This window comes from Lacibacter cauensis (assembly GCF_007830055.1).
Taxonomy (GTDB): Bacteria; Bacteroidota; Bacteroidia; order Chitinophagales; family Chitinophagaceae; genus Lacibacter; species Lacibacter cauensis.
This window is the reverse complement of the sequence record NZ_VLLE01000004.1, coordinates 703,317-721,356: the sequence shown is the minus strand read 5'-3', so window position 1 is coordinate 721,356 and position 18,040 is coordinate 703,317. Positions and strand designations below refer to the sequence as shown.

Annotated in this window: 14 protein-coding genes; 3 read left to right on the top strand and 11 right to left on the bottom strand. The window is 42.7% G+C overall.

The window, feature by feature from the left end:
- Positions 1-91 precede the first annotated feature (91 nt).
- The 10 genes from IQ13_RS13335 to IQ13_RS13290 form a co-directional block, all read right to left on the bottom strand.
- A complete protein-coding gene (locus IQ13_RS13335; RefSeq protein ID WP_144886870.1) occupies positions 92-937 on the bottom strand; it encodes a hypothetical protein in 846 nt (281 codons plus the stop codon).
- Between the two features lie 151 nt (positions 938-1,088).
- The gene (locus IQ13_RS13330; protein WP_144886869.1) at positions 1,089-1,853 is read right to left on the bottom strand and encodes a LytR/AlgR family response regulator transcription factor; all 765 of its coding nucleotides are present in this window, start codon (positions 1,851-1,853) and stop codon (positions 1,089-1,091) included.
- Positions 1,854-1,863: 10 nt separating this feature from the next.
- Positions 1,864-2,958: a sensor histidine kinase gene (locus IQ13_RS13325; protein ID WP_144886868.1), complete on the bottom strand. Its 1,095-nt coding sequence runs from the start codon at positions 2,956-2,958 to the stop codon at positions 1,864-1,866.
- Positions 2,955-4,010 (bottom strand): sensor histidine kinase, encoded by a 1,056-nt coding sequence (locus tag IQ13_RS13320; RefSeq protein WP_144886867.1) that lies wholly within the window; start codon positions 4,008-4,010, stop codon positions 2,955-2,957. The genes IQ13_RS13325 and IQ13_RS13320 overlap by 4 nt, the downstream gene beginning before the upstream one ends.
- A 229-nt stretch (positions 4,011-4,239) precedes the next feature.
- Positions 4,240-7,308, bottom strand: a complete 3,069-nt coding sequence (locus IQ13_RS13315) for a ligand-binding sensor domain-containing protein (RefSeq protein WP_144886866.1) — start codon at positions 7,306-7,308, stop codon at positions 4,240-4,242.
- Between the two features lie 205 nt (positions 7,309-7,513).
- Positions 7,514-9,538 (bottom strand): tetratricopeptide repeat protein, encoded by a 2,025-nt coding sequence (locus IQ13_RS13310; protein ID WP_144886865.1) that lies wholly within the window; start codon positions 9,536-9,538, stop codon positions 7,514-7,516.
- A 2-nt stretch (positions 9,539-9,540) separates the two neighbouring features.
- Entirely contained in the window at positions 9,541-10,809 is a 1,269-nt protein-coding gene (locus IQ13_RS13305) for an OmpA family protein (protein ID WP_144886864.1), read from the bottom strand.
- A 110-nt stretch (positions 10,810-10,919) separates the two neighbouring features.
- A complete protein-coding gene (locus IQ13_RS13300) occupies positions 10,920-11,507 on the bottom strand; it encodes a c-type cytochrome (RefSeq protein ID WP_144886863.1) in 588 nt (195 codons plus the stop codon).
- 126 nt (positions 11,508-11,633) lie between these two features.
- Positions 11,634-12,098, bottom strand: coding sequence for a hypothetical protein (locus tag IQ13_RS13295; RefSeq protein ID WP_144886862.1), 465 nt, complete (start codon positions 12,096-12,098; stop codon positions 11,634-11,636).
- A gap of 21 nt (positions 12,099-12,119) precedes the next feature.
- Positions 12,120-13,064, bottom strand: coding sequence for a cytochrome c (locus IQ13_RS13290; protein ID WP_144886861.1), 945 nt, complete (start codon positions 13,062-13,064; stop codon positions 12,120-12,122).
- A 226-nt stretch (positions 13,065-13,290) separates the two neighbouring features.
- Here IQ13_RS13290 and IQ13_RS13285 point away from each other — a divergent pair, with 226 nt between their 5' ends.
- From IQ13_RS13285 to IQ13_RS13275, 3 genes are all read left to right on the top strand, one after another.
- Positions 13,291-13,491: a hypothetical protein gene (locus IQ13_RS13285; RefSeq protein ID WP_144886860.1), complete on the top strand. Its 201-nt coding sequence runs from the start codon at positions 13,291-13,293 to the stop codon at positions 13,489-13,491.
- A gap of 25 nt (positions 13,492-13,516) precedes the next feature.
- Positions 13,517-14,182, top strand: a complete 666-nt coding sequence (locus tag IQ13_RS13280; protein ID WP_144886859.1) for a CPBP family intramembrane glutamic endopeptidase — start codon at positions 13,517-13,519, stop codon at positions 14,180-14,182.
- Between the two features lie 77 nt (positions 14,183-14,259).
- Positions 14,260-17,394, top strand: a complete 3,135-nt coding sequence (locus IQ13_RS13275) for a VPS10 domain-containing protein (RefSeq protein ID WP_199758257.1) — start codon at positions 14,260-14,262, stop codon at positions 17,392-17,394.
- Between the two features lie 110 nt (positions 17,395-17,504).
- Here the strand turns inward: IQ13_RS13275 and IQ13_RS13270 are convergent, their stop codons facing one another.
- Entirely contained in the window at positions 17,505-18,038 is a 534-nt protein-coding gene (locus IQ13_RS13270; protein ID WP_144886858.1) for a DUF4199 domain-containing protein, read from the bottom strand.
- Positions 18,039-18,040: the final 2 nt, after the last annotated feature.

Sequence of the window (18,040 nt, the reverse complement as noted above, 5' to 3'; positions counted from 1 at the left end):
ATTTGTATGTATGAAATGTAGGAAGCCGTTACAGGGCATAAAAAAACCTGTTTGTACAAACAGGTTTTTGTGCATGTAATTTTGATGTACATCAGTTGATTTCTTTTAACCAGCTCTCCACAAATTCTCTTGCAGTTGTTACCACCTCTTTCCCTGCACGGTAGGCCATTTTCCAATGCGAACCTTTGCTTTCGTATGCACGGTTTACAAAATATTTCTTTCCGTTTTTCTCTACTGTTTGTGCATCAAAATCAATATCGGCAGTTTCGGCCAGAAAATTTTGCAAGCGCTTTTTTACATACAGCATATGATTGGCAGGATATTCCTGTTCCCAACGTGCAACCTGCTGATCGTAACCGGCTTTGTTTTGCGGTACAGCTGCTTCATAATTTTTACGGTAGTTGGCTACGTATTTGTTGTTGGGATCTTCTGCTTCTTTCAATTGTTTTTTTGCATCGGCCAGTACTTTTTCAAATATCGGCTTCATGGTTGCATCGGCTGTTTTAACCGATTGCTCCATTTCTGCTACACTTTTTTTGTATTGTGCAACAGACTCTTTCTGCATTTCTTCCGGCGTTTGAATTGCTTTGAACTCGGGCTTGTGCTGGTTGCGCAGCTCGTTGTATTGTTTCAGGTAGGCAGCTGATTGTACATACTGCTTACTGTAGGCAGCAATTTCTTTTGCAAGCGGAACTCTTGCAGCAGCGGGAATGTTTTTGAGATTTTTAATACCATAGGCATCAAAAGAGCCACCTAAAAATCCATTGCCGATTTTTTCGTTGGCGGTTGTTTTGGTTATACCCAGTTGCTGCAGAAAATCGGCAGCAAGTTGTTTGCTGGTAAAAGAATAAAGAAAAAATACGGCGAGGCAGCAGGCTACCATACCCGAAGCCGCTGAAAAATGCCAGTTACGTTTGCGGAAAAGATGTTTTAACATGATGAAAAGGTTTTAATATCATTAATAGCTGCAAAAATGAATCTGTGTTTACAATAAACTGCCAGTATTATGAATGAGTTGTAAGAAAGAGGGGATGAACTGTACAAAAAAAGCTCCGCCATGGCGGAGCTTTTGCAATGGGATGAAGCTGTTATTTACCCATCCACTTTTTAAACTCGGTTACTTTTTCCCGGCTTACCAATGCTTCCTTGTCTACTTCCGGAATAAGACCCAGCACAAGACGGTTACCAAAGTAATCATCAATTTTGTCGATGCTGGTTACCGATACATAAAATGAACGGCTGATGCGGAAATACCGTTCCGGATCGAGCATCTCTTCCAGCTCGTCCATGGTATAGTCCACTACAAACTTTTTATTGTCTTTTGTTTTAAAGAAGTTCAACCGGCCATCGCTGTAGAAGTAGGCAATGTCTTCCACTTCCACGCTTACCAGCTTTTGTCCATGCTTTACCAAAAATCGTTTGCGGTATTCTTTCGGCTGCAGTTTTTGTTGTAATTCTTTTACGAGGTTATCGAGGCTGATATCGGGCTTGGCATTGCTCTGTAATTTTTTGTACTTGGTTAACGCAGCAGCCAACTCTTCTTTCTGAATCGGCTTCAGCAAGTAATCAACACTGTTTACTTTAAACGCTTTTAATGCATACTCGTCGTACGAAGTGGTGAATATCACCGGACTTTTTACATCAACCAGGTTAAATATTTCAAAGCTCTGGCCGTCGGCCAGTTCAATATCCATCAGTATCAGATCGGGCTGCGGGTTATCGTTCAACCACTCAACTGTACTTTTAATACTATCGGTTGATGCGAGCACTACAGCTGTATCGTCTACAGCCGCTAATGTTTTCTGTAATTTTTTTACGGCCAGATCTTCGTCTTCAACAATTAAAATATTCATACAACAGTGTTTAATGGTTATGGTTAATAAACAGCTTTTCTTTTTTTAAACGATCGCTTTCGCTCTCAACAGGTTTCCAGATCAACGGCAACACCACCGTAAAGTTTTTTTCGTTTTCCATTACCTGGAAACCGGGTTGCTTCAACAGCGTGTATTTGGTTTTGATGTTTTCAAGCCCAACGTTATTACTGGGTGCTTTTACCGTTCTCCGCTGCAGGTTGTTATTCACTACAAGCTTATTGCCTGCCATGGTAAAAATATCGATCACCAACGGTTTGTTTTTCGAAAGCGCATTGTGTTTTACCACGTTTTCAACCAATAATTGTAAGGTAAGCGATGGTAACAGATAGGGCTCGTAACGTTTATCAATTTCAATATGAATTTCGACGGCTTCGCCGTGTCTTGTTTGCAGTAAACGGTAGTACGATTTTATGAAATTGATTTCGTTCGCTAACGTACTAAGTCCTTCTTCGTTGTTGCGTAACAGGTAACGGTATACAATGCTCAGCTCGTTTAAAAATTCTTCAGCCCGTTGCCGGTCTACAGCAATCAACGATGAAAGTGTATTGAAACAGTTGAACAGGAAATGCGGGTTTACCTGGTTTTTCAGCGCATCAAATTCTGTTTGCAGCGACAGTTCCTGCAAGGTTTCTTTCTCGGCATAGGTTTCTTTGTATTTGGTTAGGGCATAATCACCTTCGTATAAAGTTTCAAAAACAAGGTTCACCGAAAAGCCAATGATCATCCCTTGCAGCAGATCGCTTTTCTCCATACTGTAGCCCAACACATGAAAGTGATCATAAAAATAAAAAATGAGCAATACCGATGGCTGCATAATCAACAGGAACGCAGCGGCCTTTAATGCAATGCGCTGTTTTGTCTGGTTCAGCTCCGGATATTTTGTTTCTACCCAGTTTTCATATTGGATATGCAAAAACCAGCTGATGGTGCCAAATACAAACATCAGCGGAAAAGAGATGAGCCAGATTGCGCTTTCGCTCCACAGCCGTTGCTTGTACAAAATAACATTCAAAGCCACATCAATCAGTGGCATCGAAAACAAAAAGGAGTACAGCTCAAGCTTTGGAGGTTTTATCAGCTTCATACCGCTACCTCCTCTTGTTGTTGCAGCAATGGTAAACGGATGATGCGTTCGTTTTCTTTTTCAGTAACAAGTGCCTGGTGATTGAGCAAACGGTATTTGCTTAACAGGTTATCGAGGGCTGCATCCGATTCAAAATCATCTTTAATGGTTTTCAACTGCACATTGTTTAAAATAAACAGGCTGCCATCCATTGCTGTAATACTGATGCGTAACGGACTTGTTTTACTGATGCTGTTTTGTGTAATAATGTTTTCAATAATTACCTGTAACGAAAGTGGCGGCAACAAGAGGTAACGATGCTCGTCGGGTATGTGCGTGGTCATTTGCAAACCATTTCCATAGCGGGCCGATAATAAAAAATAATACGAGTCTAAAAATTTTAATTCTTCGTTGAGCGTAACCATGGTATCCGATTCGCTGCGCAGCATGTAGCGGTACACCTTGCTCATTTCATCTAAAAACTTTTCTGCATCATCGCCTTCTTCGCTTATTAAACTGGAAAGCGAATTAAGACTGTTGAACAGAAAATGCGGATTTACCTGGCTGCGTAAACCTTGTAAACGGCTGCGTTGATACGTGGCCCGCAGCTTGTTGGTTTCATCAATACTCTTCGTCCAGTTTTCGTAACGGTCGATGCCTTCGTGCAGAAAGGTGAGGAAAATATTACTGATGCCCATGGAGAAATAGGCCCACACGAAACTGGTTTCGTTAAAGCTGTAGCCAAAGTAGGGGATTGCTGCATAAATATTGAACAGCAGGAAAAGAAACAGCCCCGACATGATAAGAAAGGTGGAAATCATAAGCGAAAGCCTTACGTTCAACTGCTCTTCTTTGGGAAAACGTTTTTTCATTAACACAGCTACTGCCCCGCAAATGGTAAAGTAAACTGAAAAGGCCAACATGGTGCAAACCAATGTAACCAGGAAAAACGGAAGACTGCTGAGCAGGTTGTATTGAAATGCCATTATGTTATAGAACAGGCTGAATGGCACAATCACAATGGCGAGTACCATATAATCTTTACTGGTATATTTCGGTAAGCGAAACTGCATGTTCCTTTACAAATTAATACGTTTTCCGGTTTTTTTACAGGGTGTACCGAACAAGCTGCAGTAACAGCAGCATTAAACGGTACAACGTTGTTATGAATTGCATTGTATAGACCGCAAACAGTTTGCTTTTGCTCTTTTTTGCTTTCACACCTGTACAAAAATCCATCATTCTTGCTGTCGGCAGGGGGTAATCCGTTATGAATTGACCGAATACCTGCATGAATTGCTGCTATTGCTCCGGTCTGTCTATCGGAATTTTTAGGGTTACTATTGAATGGCTCTTATTAAAATTAGTATCAAGTGCAGCTTTAAGGGAGTGGTGTCGCCTGGTCATTTCATTGCTGTGCAGCACATTGGTAAGTTGCTGCATGTCGCCCCCTTCGTTACTAAACTCGGCGGTGTACATAATGTTTCCTTTTTCCAGGCCAATAAAAATGCGGCATTGCTGCACGTTTGCTTTGATGAGTGCGCTGATGGTTTCTTTAAACAGTAAAAATGTTTCGTGCCGCAGTTGCATGTTCAGCTTCAGTTTAAGAATCCGCTCATCTACCTGCAACTCGTATAAGCTGTTGTTACGGTTGTTCTGCGCAGCAATGTATTCGTTTAACCGCAGTACGGTTTTTTCCATGCTGTCGTTTTCCGGGTCGATGCTCCACAGCATATCGTCCATAGCAATAATCATGTTATGGCTTTTGCTGTGGATCTGCTCAATAAACTCTTTCGATTTTTCTGCATCCTTATCGGCTTTAATACGGGCCATTTCGCTGAGCATGTTGATATTGTTCAACGCAATATTTACTTCTTCGTGCAGGTTGTTTGCAATAGAGGTGCGCATTTGCAGCATCACTTCTTTTCGTTTCATACGCTCCTTATCAATCCAATACAACAGTCCAGCGCCCAGTAGTATTAACAGGCCATAAAACCACCAGCTTTTCCAGAAAGGAGGTTTTATTACAATCGTAAGCGTTGTTACGGGACCTGCTTTCATGTTTGCATCTTCTGCCTTTATTAAAAACCTGTAGGTGCCGGGCGGCAGGTAAGAATAGACCGCTGTATAATCATGTTCGGCCACACGCCATTCCTTATCCAGCTTTTCCATTTTATAGCGTATGAGATAAGGATTGGTAACATTCATAGTGGCAAACGCTATTTCGATAGAGTTTTGCTGATACTGTAATACAATTTGCGGTTGCTGCAATAATGAATCTACCAGCAGCGGACGGTTTAATACATTAAACTCATTGATGACTACAGCTGGTAAGGTGGGTTCCGATAAACGCATGGCAGAAGGCTGAAAAACAATGGCATTACCGGGTGAGCCAAATAACAAACGCCCGTCTTTAAACTTGTACGACGAGGCCAGTACAAAATTATCGTTATCCATACCATCATAACGATTGAAGCGGATAACCACTCTGGTCTGCATATCAACCCTGTACAATCCATTGGTGGTTGTAACCCATAAATAGCCATCGCTGTCTTTTTCCATAGAAGCGATATAGCCCGATATGTTTGCAGGATTAAGAATAATCCGTGAGGTTTTGGTTGCCGTGTTGTATAACACAATACGTTTGCCCATCGAAATAAGCATCGCTGTGTCGTTGTATTGCAATATGCAGGAAGCTGCTTCTTCGGGTAACTTGTAAGCACCTTGTGCAGTAGCATTAAAGAAAAGCAGTTGCTTGTTCGATGCGGGATCGATTACAAAAACACCATCTGTAGCAGTGGCAACCCATACATTGCCCTTGCTGTCGTTAATGATGTGGTTCACATTTCGGTCGGGGATGAAAGTAATTTTCTCAATACCTGCATTAAAATCATTTTTTCCTTTTTGTGCATTCCATTTGTAAAGGCCGCTTCCGTTTAGTCCCATCCATACGTTACCATATACATCTTCCGAAATAGAGCGGATGGTTTTCTGTGGCAGCGAAGCAGGATTGTATATGGTGAAGCGATTATTTTTCTGATCGATTTTTGCTACTGATGGCTGCATCCCAAGCCAGATGGTATTGCTGTCTTTTGAGCGACACATACTCCAGGCAGAGTAATAATTTTTATTGTCGATACCTGCAATATTCAACGGTATTTCGTTCCACTGTTTATCGTAGCGGTACAACCCATCGCCCCAGGTACCGATTAACACCGTGCCATCGTTCAGTTCGGTAAACGACATGGCAGAACCAACACCTTCTTTACCGGAAACGTGGTTGATGTGTTTGATGTTGGTGAAATATTCTTCTTCGGGATTAAAACGATAAAGTCCGTTATTACCTGTGGCAACCCAGGTGTTGTGTTCACGGTCTTCGTACATGCCGGTTATACCAATAGCATCAATACCGTGAATGGCATTACTTCCGAGTGGTACAAATTCAAATTGCCGGAGCGTTTCGTTATAGCGGGCAAGTATTTTTAAACCGCTTACCCAAATGCTGCCGTTGCTTTGGTTGAAAAACGCTCTTGTTTCGTAGTAACCACGCTCTTTGCTGTGAAAATTAATTTTTTCAACCAACGGTTTTTCCTGTTGCAGATCGTAAGCAAACAATTCAGGAAAGCCGGGTCCCCAGCTTTGAAACCACATGCGGTTGTGTTTGTCGAAGAAAATATTGAACGGGCGAATCGATCCTTCATAAAAATCGATGGCTTTAATTTTTTCTACGTTGCGCCCGGCATAGCTGATGGTTTTAGTCACATCGTTATACACAGCAAAGCCACCACCATGAATCGAGATCCAGTAACGCTTGGTACCCGGTTGTTGTACAAACTCGGCTATCAGCGTGCCCGGTTTTGTTTTGAAGAAATTATGTTTCTCTGAAAATTCGTTGCGACGCTCGTGAAAGGTGAGGGTTACAATGGAGGGCATATGATAGAACACATGCCCGTATTCGTCAACACGAAGGCTTTTCTGTACGTATTGAATGTTGGGATGTTTGTAACGTACCGCTGCCTGTTTAAACCGCAGTTTTTTATGATCCCAGATACCCACCGTACCATCGCCCGCAAGTAACCAGATTCTTTTTTTTGAATCGATGATGAGTTGCTGTACATGGCTGGAAGGAATACTGTTGCTGTCGCCTTCGGTATGTTTAAACACTTTGTAACGTACACCATCGTACCGCTGCAGCCCTTCCATTGTACCAATCCATAAATAACCCTGCTCGTCCTGTACAACAGTATTTACCTGGTTTGAAATTAAACCTGTTTCTGTTGTGTAATGTGTAAACGAAAACTGCAGGGGCTTTTGTGCCTTTACCGTAAACAGCAGAAAACAAAGAAAGCAGGTGACGATGAGTTTGTACAAGTGCGAAGTTTTAGCTTCTCAAATGTAAACGATTCGTTTGTTGGGGACAACCCGTTTGTACAGTGTAAACCGCAGTTGATACAGCTATTTATACAATTCGGTTGCGTTGCTGCTTTGCTGTAAACAAAATATAGGCAAGCAGGTAACAGGCAACACGCAAAATACGGCTGTGTGTATGTTTCATATAAAAGGGATTGGCTGCCGTTTAATTTTTATTGAAGATGGCTGCAATGACACCTTTTGTTTCAAAGCTTTCTTCGTACGCACCACTCATTAAACTGTGCGTATTGCTTATTTCGATACCGGCAATAGTACCGCCTACATCAACGCCGCCTATGGGAAGTGGTGTGCCGGAAATACCCAACTCACCTGTGTTCTTTACACCCCAATCAGAAAACGTTTTGTTCTTATCGAATGTGAAATAGAACTGGCTTTTAGCTTCGGCTTTTGCCATACCCAAAAATTCTGCTTTTGCACCAACACCAATCAGCAGTGTTGAATTGCCGCTTTTAAATTCGTGTTCAAAACCCGCCATAATACCTTCGCCTGCTTCAATAGCGTATTTGTTACAATCGGCTTTTACAGCAGCGCCACCGAGATCTACTTCAATATTCATCCACGATGGACAAGCCATCTTCCAATCACGTTCTGATTGTACAAGACTGTCAAGGTTAACCTGTTTGTAATCCGGCACACAATCAGGCAGCAGATTATTTACTTCACCACCCGTATAAAAAAGCAACGCTGTGCTGAGATACGTAAAATAGCCCGACACTGCATTATAGACCATGGCCTGGTTGGCAGGGCTTGGATCTAATTGTACAATAGCTACCATTTGGTTGATGTATGCTTTACAGCGCAACAAGCCCAGATCGAACAACGGTTTGATATGGTTACCTAACTCCGTTAATAATTTATCGGCCAGCGGACGTTTTTGATTTTCGCAACAGGCAATAATAAACTCCTGTTGTACCTGTATGCTGCTGCCCGGCGGAGCTTCAGGACATTTAACGGAGATGATTGCTGTGGCATTGCGCTGCAGAATTTCCTGCGCAACGGCTGCTTCATCGTTGCTATACGGGTTGAGATATTCAGGTGTAAATTCTTCATCCAGCTCTTCCAGCATGGCTTCAACCAAATCGTGATAAACACCGGGATACACATCACCCTTTGGTGCTTTGGCTAAAACAGTGCTTGCGTTCTGTTGCCAGAATAGCATTTCTGTTTGTACACTTTGTGTAAAAGCCAGGTATTCGTTTTTGTTTTCGGTAATTTCTTTTGCTGAACCCGGATACTGCGGTAACGAAAATTTGCCGAGTGTAATTTCTTCAAACGCATCTTTCTGCTTTGCTCCTTTTCGCTGGTTGCGGCGTTGGGCCAATGCACGCAGGTTAAATTTCTTACCCATTTTGTAGGCCATGGCCATGGTGCTGCGGCGATAAGCCACACTCATTTCCCGCTCGAAATACTTCATGGCTGCATCGTATTCTTTTTTGAAGTAATGCAGCATGCCCATGCTGTGGTTGGCTTCGATGTTGAGCGAATCGATATCGAGACATTTACGCAAATAAGCAGCAGCCGTAAACAGATCTCCCAACCCATAATAACTCTGCCCGAGATTATTTAAGACAATACTGCTGTTGGGTAATTGCTGTAAACAATATTGCAAAAGGGGCACTGCTTTTTGCTGCACACCAATCATGTTGTACATGGCCGCAAGGTTGTTCATCATCTGCAACGAATCGGGGTTGGCAGCAACCGCCTTCATCATCATCAAAACTCCCTGTGTAGAGTTGTTGTTGTAGAAAGTAGAGATGGCTGCATCGTGTATTTGTGCAATATTTTTCGATGCTACAAACTGCTCCACTTCTTTTACTGTTGGTGCAGGAATTCCTTTTTGCACTTGCTGAACCGATTGCTGTAAACTTGTAACCAGTTCGGTTCGTGTAGGTGGTTTTACGGGAATGAGTGCCAGGCGCTTTACATCTTTAACCGGTGGTTTTATTTCTACGTTTGGCAGTATAGATGTGTTGATGTTGAGATTGTATTGCTCAGCCATTTGCTGTGCCTTGGCTGTTTGCTGCTGAATCATCTTTTTCTTGTACGCTTCCAGTTCAGCAGGCGTCATCTTCATCATTTTGTTGACGTCGGCCTGTGTTTGTGCAAACGAGGAAGCGTGTACCAGCAGCAGAACAGCAAACAGGATGTATTTCATGGTGGTTGTGTTCATGGTTACAGTTTTATAAACTCCACTCTGCGGTTAGCCGCTTTACCTTCTTTTGTTTTATTATCGGCAACAGGTTGTGTTTCGCCTTTGCCATCGGTTTCTATTACCGCTGCATCAATGCCATATTCTTTTATGAGTAATTCTTTTACCGCTGCTGCACGTTTTTTCGACAGCTCGAGATTAGCGGCATCATCACCATCGCTGCTGGTGTGGCCAACGATCCTGATCTTAACGGTTGGGTTTTCTTTTAATACCGTTGCGATTTCTTTTATCATGCCGAAGGATTCGGGTTTGATGACCGCAGCGTTTACATCAAATAAAATTCCTGTGGTTGAAAATTTGCCTTCTTCCAGCAGTTTATGTCTTGTATCGGGTAAGCCTGTTGCAATTTTTAAATTGCTGATGAATAATCCATAATCGTTTTCTGCATAATTGGTATGGCTGATCTTAAAAAACAGTTGGTTCATTTTATGTTCCAGCGGAACGGCTTTGGGTACATCAAATGCTTTTGTTTCGTTAACCCAGATACGCAAGCGTTCTTTTTGCACATGTACAGCTACATGCACCGGTTTGCCATAATATTTTTCAAGTTCACCGTATTCTTTTTCGCTGCTGCTGAAGTAGGTGCCGTTATTCAGTTGCGATACTATTTTTAACCGGCTTGGCGATGAAGCACCCGGATAAATGCTTGTTAAAACAGAAGCATTCACATCGTAGTCTTTCAGAAAACTGTTATCGGTTGTACTCAATGTACCCGATGCCAATACGCCAAACGATAATTCGGGAAAACCCCAGCCGTTGTTTTTTAGCTGCAGCAGCATATCGAACTCAATGGTATAGTTGTCGCCAAATTCTTTTGTGTTGTTGCTGAGGTAAATAAACGATTTGTGTAAACGCAACCATTTGCCGGTTTGATTGGGTATGGTAACTACTTCGCCGGTTCCATTGGTGTTCCAGCCAAGCGGTAATTCGCCAATGGCTTCAGCAGCAAAATCTTCGGCATACAAAATTTTTTCGCCTGCAATAAAATCGTATTTGGTATAGGAAGCAACGGCCGGTTGTTTGGTTGTTTCGGTGTTTGTATTGCTGCTGTTTGGTGTTTGCTTTTTTGGTTTACCTTCTATTTCATCCAACGCATCGTCAATGGCTTTATCTGTTTTGTTATTTACACGTTGGGTTACTTTGTTTTTTGCTTTGTTGATTAAACCGTTTAATTGCGCATTTGATATGGCCGGTACGAATACCAGTGCCAGCAACAGGTTCCTGTATTTCATAAGTGCTTTGTTTGATGATAAGACTGTAAAGATGAAAATGAAAAAGCCGCTGCTGAAGCGGCTTTTGTGTGAAGTGAGTTATTTACTGTTTGAATTGTACCTGCTCAAACTTATAATTCTGTTGGTGCTTTTGGTGCAGGCACTATATTTTCTACCGGCTTGGTTGTTTTTAAATAGTAGAATATGGCACGCAGATCTTCATCGCTCATGTTTTTATAATTCATCCATGGCATGGGTGGTAATAACGGACGGCCTGTTTCCTGGCCTTTGTATTTTCCTTTACGCAGTGCAGTGAAAAACTGTGCTTCTGTCCAGTTGCCGATACCGCTGGCATCGCTGGTAATATTTGCTGCAAACGACATACCCCATGGACCAACAGCATTGGTTAAATCAGGTCCGAACAACGCCCAGCCTTTCTTTAAATTTTCTTTGTCTACTTCCTGAACGGGACGTGTAGATGGATAACCCGACAAACGTAATTCCTGCACAAGCTCCGGTCCGTTAGGGCCCATTGCTTTGGGTGAATGACAATCGTCGCAACCGGAAATACCAACCAGGTATTCGCCACGTTTTACAAGTGAAGCAGAGTCGGCTTTGGGTGTTTCGGCAGCGGTTTCTTTGCTGCTGTTGTTACAGGCTATTGCAAAAAGAGTAATAGCTGATACAGCAAATGCTGTATACAATACAGATGTACGCATAATGATAAGGTTTTTAATAGGCCGCAAATTAGTAAAGCCCTGTGGGCGTATGCAAAAATGCGGTATGAATTGAGGAAAAACCGGTATGAATTGTAAAACATATTTTTTCCTCAACTGTTTTCGCTGTTATGCAAACACTGCGGTGGCTGTTAAAACCAAAAAGCCGGAAATATTCGCCACCTGTCTGCCACTGAAATACTGTAACCACTTGCTGCGGTAATTGCTCCAGTCTGCAGGATAGCTTTCTTCGCTCCAGCTGTTGATGATGGCGTTGATTGGCAAATCGCCTTTAACGGTTAATACAACATCAGTTAATAAAGCCAGGTAAGCAATGACAGAAGCGATGCGTAAAAACTCCGATCCATCCATAAAGCAAAGAACAATCAGTACCAAACCACTTACCAATGCGGCATACATTACCGGTTTAAACTTGCGCAGAAAATTCTGATCGATGAGTTTGCGTAATTGGATATAAGCTGCAGCATCGAGTTGTTCCTGTACATTACGCAACGCAATCATGTACATAAACGACTGACTGACGATAACGCTGTACAGCAGCAGGTTTATAAAAAATACAAGTTGAAGAAACATAAGTGTTCGTTTGAAGCGTGATTATTTAACCGCCGGCATTTTTGCAGGCTCAATAGTTTGCAGGTAATTATAAATTGCTTTCAGCTCATCATCTGTCATATGTTTATAACTATCCCATGGCATGTGTGTGTGCTTAATAAGTTTACCTTTTCTGAAACGGTTTTTGAATAATTCAAAATTCCAGCCGTTGAGTCTGCCGCTTTCATCAGGAGTAAGGTTTGGAGAAATGAGTGTGTCTTTACCCGGTTCTGCAAACACATTGCCACCAGCCATGTGCGGACCAATGTAAGCACCCGTCATTGCATCACGCTGGGTGTGGCAACCTGCGCAATTGGCCACATAGTTGATAATGTAACTGCCATATGCAGCCGAAGTATCGGGTGTAATGGTTTTCGGAATTGCACCATTGGGTCCTGTTGGTTTCAGCATAAATGCTTTAATTACTTTACCCAATGCATTGAACTCGTGTGCAGGCACCTCGTGCTTTACCGGCTTTTGTGTGCGGATGTAGGAGATGATGGCCTGCATATCGCTTTCGCTCACATTGTGAAACGGCATAAAGTCGAACATAGCACGCCCATCTGAGCCAACACCATAATAAAGTGTTCTTGCTATTTCTTCATCTGTAAGATTACCGATGCCGGTTTCTTTATCAGACGTAATGTTTTTGGCATAGATGTTACCAATCGGTAATTCAAATTTATGCCCGCCGCTTAAGCTGGGCTCAATACCCAGCTGCAATAATGAGTCTGCATTTTGATTACTATGGCAATCGGCACAGTGTGCAATACTAAACACGAGGTGTTTGCCTCTTGCAATAACAGCACTGTCTGTTGTGGCTTTAATAGCAGGATAAGGTGCGTCGAATGTTTGATTTTGTCGTGTAGCTGTTAAAGCAGTTACCGATATGATAATGAACAAGAGGATAATACCCGTCCACTTTAAAATTTTGCGGAAGCGTTTCATGATAATAAGGTTTATGCTGCAAAATTTGGTTGCTGCAGTTTTAAATAAAACCGTTTACTGTATGAACTGTTGTGCTTGCCGCATGAACTGTACTGCTGGTTTATATGAAACAGCAGTACAGCAATTCATGCAATTGTTTTTGCAACTCATGCCTTGTTGTATTGCGGTCTGTAACATGCAGCAATATGTTTGCGTATAGTTACTGTTAACCAAACCTTACATCACAATGAACGAAAAACACTTTGCCGACAAACAAGCTGCTGCAGCACACGACTGCAGTGAGCACAAATGCCTCAATTGTTTTCAGCACAGGGGCTGTATTCACATATCGTATCCGTTAATTCCGGAGCATACGGCTGATACAGCAGTTGTTCTTCAACAGCAAAGCACACAAGCCGAAACACAAATGCACCACCGTGCAGCGTAATTAAACATGCAACTAATCTGTACACATGAACAAACCTGTACTGCACACAACGCAAAAACAAAACAAATGGACAGCGGTTTTATTTTTACTGTTACCGTTTTCGGTGATGTATATACCGTTGTTTACATTTCCGTATACCTTTTGTACCATCAGTGCACTGGTGTTTTTGTTTACCTGGTTGCAAGACAGGAGTATACAGGCCTTACAGTTGAAACGGTTAGCAGCAAAAGAGTTGCTGATTGTTTTGCTAGTTTACGTTGTACTGGAGATGAGCATGGATTTTATCGTACAGCCTGCCATAACCCAACTCTTCAACGAGCCTGCAGACTATTCTGCTTTTGCCATGCTGAAAGGAAATACAACATTGTATGTAAAATGGCTGTGTTTAATGTGGCTGAGTGCAGCCTTTGGTGAGGAATTGTTTTTTCGCTCGTATGTATTTGCACAACTGCAACGTATGATGGGTAACAAGCCTGTGTTGCATGTAATCATCAGTGCTGTTTTGTTTGCAGTACCACATATTTACCAGGGTGTTTCGGGTGCTGTAACCACTTTTGCTTTTGGTATGGCTTTCGGGTTCATCTATGTGCGCTGGAAAAACAGCTGGATCAACATCATTGTACACGGATTGGTTGATACGGTGTTCTTAACACTCAGCTATTTCGGGCTTACACATTTCTACGGTGCTTAACAGCTCTACCTCTCATCAAAAACATTTTGATGCTTGCTGTTCTTTTCTCAACTTCATTTTCTTAAAACCAATCTGTAATGAGAAAAATTTTTCTGAAGTGCCTGCCCGTAGTGGGCTTGCTTGCATTTGGTATGCAAAGCATGGCACAGGTTAAGCTGGAAGAGTTTAAGAACATGAAACCCCGTAACATTGGCCCCGCAGGTATGAGTGGCCGTGTTACAGCCATTGATGCACTGCACAGCAATCCTGAAACAATTTTTGTAGGCGGCGCCAGTGCCGGTGTTTGGAAAACCGATAACGGCGGTGCTACCTGGTGGCCTTTGTTCGATGAGCAGCCTTTGCTCAACATCGGTTCCATTAAAGTACAGCAAAGCAACCCTGCTGTTATTTGGGTTGGTACAGGTGAGGGTAATCCACGTAACTCGCTCAATTTGGGAGAAGGTATTTACAAAACACTCGATGGTGGTAAAACCTGGAAGCGCATGGGTTTGGAAAAGACAAGAAACATCCATCGTATTTTGATTGATCCCACCAATCCCAATACAGTTTACGCTGCAGCCATTGGTAACCCGTATGGCATCCACAGCGAACGTGGTGTGTACAAAACAACTGATGGTGGCGAAACCTGGCAACGTATTTTGTACACCAATGATACCAGTGGTTGTGCAGAGTTGGTGATGGATCCATCGAACCCCAATAAGATCATTGCCAACATGTGGCAGCACCAGCGTAAAGCATGGAACTTTAACAGCGGTGGTGCAGGCAGCGGTATTTACATTACAGTTGATGGTGGTAAAAACTGGAAGAAGCTGGGTAAAGCAGATGGTTTACCTGCCGATCCGTTGGGCCGTTGCGGTTTAGCATTTGCGCCTTCGCACCCCAACATTGTGTATGCAAAAGTGGAAGCAACCAAAAATGGTTTTTATAAAAGTGAAGATGGTGGCTTTACCTGGAAGCTGGTTAACAGCGATCCTGCACAGATCACCGATCGTCCGTTCTATTACCAGGAAATTTATGTTGATCCGAAAAATGAAAACCGGATTTACGATATTCATTCAACTGTTACGATAAGTGAAGATGGCGGTAAGAGTTTCAGCACATTGATTCCTTACAACGGCATTCACCCCGATCACCATGCATGGTGGATTCATCCAACAAACGAAAACTTAATCATTGAAGGAAACGATGGTGGTATCGGCATCAGTAAAGACCGTGGTAAAACATGGCGCTTCGATGAGCAGTTGCCTTTCGGTCAGTTCTACCACATCAATGTCGATAATGAAATTCCGTACAACGTAATGGGTGGTTTGCAGGATAACGGCAGCTGGCGTGGACCTGCGTACACCTGGATTGATGGCGGCATCCGCAACTACTATTGGGAAAGTTTGTGGGGTGGCGATGGTTTTGATGTAGTGCCCGACCCAACCGACAGCAAATGGGTGTATGCTATGAGCCAAGGTGGTGCTGTTGGCCGTTACAATGTAACAACAGGTCAAACAGAATTTGTTCGTCCGCCTGCTCCTGAAGCAAGAAAGAAAATGCGTTTCAACTGGAACAGTGGTATTGCACTCGATCCGTTCGATGCGAACACGGTTTATTTCGGCAGCCAGTTTTTGCACAAGAGTACCGATAAAGGAACAACCTGGAGCATCATCTCTCCCGATCTTACAACCAACAATCCCGAACAGCAGAAAGAAGAAACAGGCGGTTTAACATTGGATATTACCGGTGCCGAAAATTTCAACACCATCATGGCCATTGCACCATCTGCCAAAAACAAAGATGTTATTTGGGTAGGTACCGATGATGGTAATGTGCAGTTAACAAGAGATGGCGGTAAAACATGGACCAACTTCCGTGGAAAAATTCCTGGAATGAATGTAGGTGCATGGATTACACAAGTACAAGCCAGCCGTTACAACGAAGGTGAAGCGTTTGTGGTGAGTAACGATTATCGCCGTGGCGATTTTTCCATTACTATTTTCCGTACCAAAGACTTTGGTAAAACATGGGAAAATATGTTGGCCAATAAAGGATTGAAAGGTTATGCTTTGTGTATGATCCAGGATCCAACAGAACCCAACCTGATTTTTGTGGGAACAGAACATGGTTTGTGGGTGAGCCTGGATAATGCCAAAACATTCCAGCAATGGAAGAATGGTTACCCCAGTGTATCAACCTACGATTTAACCATCCAGGAGCGTGAAGCAGATTTGGTGATTGCAACTTTTGGTCGTGCAGTATGGGTGTTGGATGATATTCGTCCGTTGCGTGCAGCAGCGAAAGCAAATGGCGCAGCGCAAGCTACGAAGTTAAAAGTGATAGAAGCACCAACGGCTTACCAAGCTAACTTCCGTAATGCTCCCGGTTACGAATGGAGCACCTGGGGTTTGTTTGAAGGTGAAAACAGAAGAAGAGGAGCGATGCTTTCGTTCTTTGTTAACCATGCAGCCGATACCAGTAAAGCAAAAGCAGACAGTGCTGTGGTTAAGTTTTATGATGAAGCGGGTGCACAGTTGCGCATGTTGAAAGTAAAAGCAGATAGTGGCTTAAACCGTTTCTACTGGAATTTCGATACAAAAGGAAGTCGTTTCCCCGGCAGTCCAAAACCACGTCCCGGTGCAAATGAGCAAGGTGGTGGATGGCCTGTTTATCCCGGTACGTATAAAATGGTGGTAACACTTGGTAAGTTCAGCGATAGCACTATGGTTACGGTAAAAGACGATCCACGTATACCGCAACCACGTGCAGTATATGATGCGAAGAAAAAAATGTTCGATCGTTTACAAGTGAGTGCCGATAAATTAACTGCAGCAATCGATAAAATTCTTGATGCAGAAGAAACGCTTACCAAACTAGAAGGACAGTTGCGTGGTGCAGAAGGAAAAGATGTAGACAGCCTGCGCAAAGAAACCACGAAAATGCGTGATGAAATTAAGAAGATCCGTGAAACCATCTTTGGCCGTAATGCCAGCGACAGACAAGGGATTACCCGTTATGCTGATATTACCACACAAAGTATCTTAGGTGTGGCACGCCAGGAAATTAGCGGAAAAATTGCAGCACCCACTGCGCAAACAGAACGTTTGGTGGTTGAGGCTGAAACAGCAGTAACGGAGAGTGTAAACAAGATCAACGAATTTGTAACCGGCAAATGGGCTGCTTACAGAAAGTTGGCAGAAAGCACACCGGTGAAGTTGTTTAAGGATTAAGATAGTGAGTGGTGAGTAGTGAATGGTGAGTGGGTTACCTCACCATAGTTATAGATTCTGATTAGATTGAAAAGCGGGCTGCTTCAATTTTGGAGCAGCCCGCTTTTAATTTATGCAGCTTTTGCTGTTTTACGTTTTAATATCAACGCTGTAATAAGCGCAACTAAAATACCAACGGGTAATATTTCGAAATAGGTAAACATGATAAAATAAAGCGGATTCTTATACATTTCCTTTTGCGTATTCAACTGCTCGGTTAACTCTTTAATTTTTGCAGGAGAGGAGGTGGGCTTTGCATTTTCAATCATCTGCGCACAATAGCGGTCCATAAAATCGGGCATATAAAAATTATACAGGAAAGCCCAGGTAATCACATACATGGTAGAACCGATCAATGCAATTAATAAGCCCATTGTAAATGCTTTGCCGAAGCTTACAACTCCGCCATTTTGTTTATCACGATAATTTTTTACGGCAACAAAAATAAACGAGAAGGCCACCAGCATACTGAGGTAGCCAATGACCATCGACGACACACCATGATCGGCTTTGGGTGAGTTGTACATCACCGTCATGCTAATACCCATAAAAAGCGAAACAACTAAACCGGCAATAAGACCGAAGACAAGAACATTCTTTTTCATAC

Coding starts and splice junctions, on each gene's coding strand:
- IQ13_RS13310 (WP_144886865.1), bottom strand. CDS start 9,538: ATGAACACAACCACCATGAAATACATCCTGTTTGCTGTTCTGCTGCTG.
- IQ13_RS13305 (WP_144886864.1), bottom strand. CDS start 10,809: ATGAAATACAGGAACCTGTTGCTGGCACTGGTATTCGTACCGGCCATA.
- IQ13_RS13325 (WP_144886868.1), bottom strand. CDS start 2,958: ATGAAGCTGATAAAACCTCCAAAGCTTGAGCTGTACTCCTTTTTGTTT.
- IQ13_RS13295 (WP_144886862.1), bottom strand. CDS start 12,098: ATGTTTCTTCAACTTGTATTTTTTATAAACCTGCTGCTGTACAGCGTT.
- IQ13_RS13290 (WP_144886861.1), bottom strand. CDS start 13,064: ATGAAACGCTTCCGCAAAATTTTAAAGTGGACGGGTATTATCCTCTTG.
- IQ13_RS13335 (WP_144886870.1), bottom strand. CDS start 937: ATGTTAAAACATCTTTTCCGCAAACGTAACTGGCATTTTTCAGCGGCT.
- IQ13_RS13330 (WP_144886869.1), bottom strand. CDS start 1,853: ATGAATATTTTAATTGTTGAAGACGAAGATCTGGCCGTAAAAAAATTA.
- IQ13_RS13275 (WP_199758257.1), top strand. CDS start 14,260: ATGAGAAAAATTTTTCTGAAGTGCCTGCCCGTAGTGGGCTTGCTTGCA.
- IQ13_RS13300 (WP_144886863.1), bottom strand. CDS start 11,507: ATGCGTACATCTGTATTGTATACAGCATTTGCTGTATCAGCTATTACT.
- IQ13_RS13320 (WP_144886867.1), bottom strand. CDS start 4,010: ATGCAGTTTCGCTTACCGAAATATACCAGTAAAGATTATATGGTACTC.
- IQ13_RS13285 (WP_144886860.1), top strand. CDS start 13,291: ATGAACGAAAAACACTTTGCCGACAAACAAGCTGCTGCAGCACACGAC.
- IQ13_RS13280 (WP_144886859.1), top strand. CDS start 13,517: ATGAACAAACCTGTACTGCACACAACGCAAAAACAAAACAAATGGACA.
- IQ13_RS13270 (WP_144886858.1), bottom strand. CDS start 18,038: ATGAAAAAGAATGTTCTTGTCTTCGGTCTTATTGCCGGTTTAGTTGTT.